General features: G+C 63.6%; 3 protein-coding genes. 1 reads left to right on the plus strand and 2 read right to left on the minus strand.

Annotated elements, in window-relative coordinates; translation table 11 throughout:
• On the plus strand, positions 1-758 hold a 758-nt coding region (locus tag ACY693_RS14805), incomplete at its 5' end, for an alpha-isopropylmalate synthase regulatory domain-containing protein (protein ID WP_462322583.1).
• Between the two features lie 71 nt (positions 759-829).
• Here ACY693_RS14805 and ACY693_RS14810 read toward each other — a convergent pair.
• On the minus strand, positions 830-3853 hold the full coding sequence (locus ACY693_RS14810) for a diguanylate cyclase (RefSeq protein WP_462322584.1): 3024 nt from the start codon (positions 3851-3853) through the stop codon (positions 830-832).
• A 43-nt stretch (positions 3854-3896) separates the two neighbouring features.
• A partial coding sequence (locus tag ACY693_RS14815) for a polyamine ABC transporter substrate-binding protein (protein ID WP_462322585.1) occupies positions 3897-4966 on the minus strand: 1070 nt, incomplete at its 5' end.

Here is a 4966-nt window from a genome sequence, read left to right on the forward strand (position 1 = left end):
ATCGGATCATCACCACTGTCGAGGAATGCACCGGCATCGCTTGCCATCCGCGTCATCCCTGGGTCGGCGAGCTGGTCTACACCGCCTTCTCCGGCAGCCATCAGGACGCGATCAACAAGTCGCTCCGGCATCAGCGCGCCGAGCATAACCGGGCATTGCCCTGGCAGGTTGCCTATCTGCCGATCGATCCGCAGGACATCGGCCGAAGCTATGAGGCGGTCATCCGGGTCAACAGTCAGTCCGGCAAGGGCGGCATCGCCTTCGTGCTCGAGCGCGACTATGGACTGCAGTTGCCGCGGTGGGCCCTGGTGGAGCTGGCACCGGTGGTGCAACATGTCAGCGAGGAGCAGGGCGGGATCATCGACGCGGTGCAGATCAAGCAGCTATTCGAGGCGCAATTCATCTGTGATCAGGCACCGCACCGGCTTGGCAGCTACCGTCTCAGCCGCAACGGGCATGACCGGATCGAGGCAACCGTGATCGCCGACGGGCAGGAGCATCGGATCAGCGGCGAGGGTGATGGCGCCATCGCCGCCTTCGCCAACGCCTGGAGCCAGGCCTTTGGCCAGCGCATCGATGTGCTCGACTACCGCGAGCACGCCATCGGCGCCGGCACCGATGCGGAAGCCGCGGCCTATGTCCAGCTCCAGCGCCATGGCCAGCCGGTCGCTGGCGTCGCGATCGACCGCGATACCGTCAGTGCCTCGCTGAAGGCGGTGATCTCAGCCTTGAACCGAGGCCGGAGTATGGATCGCTGAGCCCATTAGGCGGCCACCGACACGCGGTTGCGGTGCAGATCAAGCGGCGGCTGCGACGGCGGCTGGACCCGCTAGGACGCCACCGAGACACGGTTGCGGCCCTGGCGCTTAGAGCTGTAGAGCGCCTCATCGGCTTGTCCGATGAGCTGCTCGGGGCTGTTCTCAGCGGTGGGGACCATCGCTGCCACACCGATGCTCGCTGTGACATGGTCGGCGATCGATGATCCGCGGTGCGGGATCGCAAGCGCGACGATCCCCTGGCGGATCTGCTCGGCCAAGGTGCGCGCCCCCTCGACATCACCTTGCGCGATGACGCAGAACTCCTCGCCACCGTAGCGGGCCACCAGATCGCCCCCGCGGCGGGCCTGCTCGCGTAACAGCTGGGCCAAGCGCTGCAGGCAGCGATCGCCCTCTTGATGCCCGTAGATGTCGTTGTACTGCTTGAAGAAATCGAGGTCGATCATCAAGGCCGCGACAGGCCGCTGCTCGCGTTGCTCCCGGCGCCATTCTTTCTGCAGCGCCTGATCGAGATAGCGGCGGTTGTAGACCTGCGTCAGGCCGTCGAGCCGCGCCATGCGCGCAAGCTCCTCATTGGCCTGCTCCAGCGCCTCTGTGCGCTCCGCCACCCGCTGCTCCAGCTCCGTTGTCAACGTTTGTAACGCGCGCGTGCGCTGGACCAGCGTCGCATGCGTGTGCACCCGCGCAATCAGCTCACCGCGCAGAAACGGCTTCGGCAGATAGTCGTTACCGCCAGCAATAAATCCCTGCAGCACATCGCGCTCCTGGGTGCGAGCCGTCATGAACAGGATGGGGAGCTCATTGGCGTCGAAGCGCTGGCGCAACAGCCGGCACAGCTCGAACCCGCTCATCCGCGGCATCATCACATCCAGCAGGACCACAAGGCTCTCTTGTGCATCCAGGTGCTCAATCCGCGCCAGGGCACTGTGGCCATCAGGCGCGGTCTCCACTCGATAGCCCTGGAGATTCAATTGATTGCGCAGCAGGTGCAGATTCACCGGGTCATCGTCGACCACCAACAAGCGTTGGCCGTCGCCTCGTAGGGCCTCGATGGCCTCGTCGTCGGCTTGCTCAGCAAGCTCGTTGGAGTCACCGCTTGCTTGCTTGGCGATCGGACTCGGCTGGGGGCTCAGCTGGGGGGCTGTTAGCCGATCGATCATCTGGGCTGGCACCGCCTCCGCCTCGGCGCGCGCATCAGCACGCTGATCAGCGCTGGCCTGGGGCAGCGTGAAGTGGAAGCAGGCACCTGCCCCCGGTCGTGACTCCAGCCAGATCGCGCCGCCGAGCGCCTGGACCAGCGAGCGCGTCACCGCGAGCCCCAGCCCTGTGCCGCCATAGGTCCGGTTAGTGCTGCCGTCACCTTGCTCGAACGACTCGAAGACCATCTCATGCTGATCGGGCGGGATACCTGGACCCGTATCACAAACGCTCACGCAGATCAGCCCGTCCTCGTCCGCTGCCGCACAGACGCGCACCGAACCTTGCTCGGTGAACTTGATGCCGTTGCCGACGAGATTATTCAGGATCTGCTGGAGCCGATTCTCATCGGCCCAGGCCGGCGGGAGATCGGCCGGCACATTGTTGATCAGCTCGATCCCTTTGCTCTCGGCAAGGCTGCTGACCAGCTCCCGCACCACCTCACAGGCGTCATGCAGATCGACCGGCACCAGCGTCAGCCGCAGGTCGCGATGGCGCAAGCGGGAGAAATCGAGGATATCGTTGACCAAGGTCGAGAGCCGACGACCAGCGGTCATGATGGCCAATAGGCTCTCATCCGCGGCCGCCGGCAATGGGCCGGCGATGCCCGCTCGCAGACTCTCCGCCAGGCCGATGATGCCGTGCAACGGTGTGCGCAATTCATGGGAGGTATTGGCGAGAAACTCGTCCTTGAGCTGATCGGACTTACGCAAATTGTCGATCGCCAACTGCTTGTTGGCCAGCGCCTCTTGCTGCGCCTTGTCTTTCTCCGCTTGCGATCGCTCAAGGTTCGCAGCCATGCGATTGAACGCTGCCGCGAGGCTCGCCAGCTCATCACGCCCACGCTGTGGCAGGCGCACCTGAAGCTCGCCGGAGCCTATGGCAGCGGCGCCCTGCTCGAGCTGACGTACCGGGCGCACCACCAGCAGATTCACCACGGCTAGCAGCAGGCCAGTGGCAAGCATCAGCGCGCCAACACTGACGATGACCACCATCAAGCCGAGATCGGCGCCCGCCTCGAGCAGCTCGGCCTCCGGAATCACGGCACTCAACAGCAAGCCGGGTGTCAGTTCGCGCGCCTTGGCCAACTCTGGCTCACCAAGCAGATCGATCTTCTCGACCTCGGCATTCGCTGCCGACTCGCGCAACTGTTGCGTATCGTCGGCGTCGAGCTGGCGCAACCCGGGTTGGTGGGCCTCAGGGAACAGGCGCCGCCCTGTCGCATCAACGAACAGGATGCGCCCAGCTTCACCAAAGGCACTCTCGCGCGCCTGCTGTTCCAGACGCTGCGGGGTCACGAGCATCACCAGGTAACCGCGCATCGATGGCTGGGCGAAGCTGTTGTCCTCGAATACCGGGTCGACTAGGACCAGCTTGCGCGCGACCAGCAAAATCGCATTGCCGTCGAGGTCTCGCAGATAGCCCGCGGCGGCGGGATCATCACTGGCAGTCAGCGTCTTCAGATGATCGTCAAGCCCAAGCAGGGGCGCGGCATCGAGCCGGTCATCAGACCGATAGCTGGCCAAGGTCTCGCCTTGCGCATCCAGTAGCTGGATCTCGTCGTACTGGCCGTAGGCATCGTGATAGCTTGCAAACAGGTTGAGCAGTGGCAGCAACAGGAAATTCAGCTGCTCATGCTCCGGCGCAAAGACAAAACGCTCGACCAGATTCGAGCTGACGAACAGCTCAAGATTGGCCAACGCAGTGCGGCGCTGTGTCTGCTCGCTCAGCGCGACTTGCTCCAGCAGGATGTCCATCTCGCGCAACAGGTTGGCTTCGGCATCACTGCGCAGCTGCGTGTAGGCAAGCCAGCCCAGCCCGAGCAGGGGGCCGACCACGAGCGGCAGCAAGAACAACAGCAGTTTGGCGCGCAGCGCCATTGGATACGCAGCTCCTAAGACCGGGTCGGCGGAAACCGCGACATCAATTGATCAGCTGCGACCAGGCGGAGATCATCTTGCGCTGAATCCCTGGATCAACCGTCGTCTGCACCTCACTGCGCTCTAACACCTCAGTCGGCGGATAGATCACGGGATTGTCGCGAAATGCCTGCGGTAGCAAGGCCTCAGCCGCTCGATTGGCGGTCGCAAAGCGCAGGGTTTGAGCACAGGCCGCCGCATTGGCGGGCTCCTGCAGCCAGTTGATGAAGGCATGAGCCAGCGCCGGCTCGGCAGCCTTAGCCGGCACCACCAGATAGTCGATCATCAGCTCACCACCCTCTTCCGGCACGACGTAGCGAATCGCCGGATTGCGCTCCATCAGGAGCAAGGCATCGCCGCTCCAGGTTTGGCCCATCCAGGTGTCGCCCGAGACGATGCCGGAATCGGCATCGGTCTTGAAATAGCCGTAGCTCTGCACGAATGGCTCCTGGGCCCGCAAGACCTGCACCGCCTCATCAACCGCCGCGGGATCATCGGGATTGAAGGAATGACCGAGCATCTTCAGTGCCATCCCAAAGGCGATGCGATACTGGTTGAGGACCATCAGGTGTCCCTTCCAGGCCTCCTCTGGCTCATAGAACTGCCGCCAGCTTTGAATCGGCTCCTCGATGAGGTCGGAGCGCCAAACCAGCCCCGTGGTTCCCCACAGGTAAGGGACTGCATAGTCCTCGACACCGAAATAGCCATCGATCCATCGCCGGTCCGCATGCACCAGATTCGGAATCGCGGACTTGTCCAAGGGCTGCAGCCATCCACGCTGAAGGTAGGGCGGCAAGTCACCGGCGGTCACCACCAGCACGTCGAAGCCACTGCCATCATTCTGGACCAAGAGCGCGTCTCGCTCATCGGCGGACTGGAAGTAGCGCTGCACGACACGGACGTTGTAGGCCGCTTCAAACGCCTCGACCACATCCTGATCGACATAGGCCGTCCAGTTGTAGAAGACGAGCTCCCGCGATGGAGCGCTGTCCGCTGAGTCCTGGGATGCCGAGGATGCTGGCTCAGCGGCTGCGGGCGCGGATACTGTCGATGTGGCAGCGCCCTTATCTGCTG

Source organism: Halochromatium sp. (genome assembly GCF_054919635.1).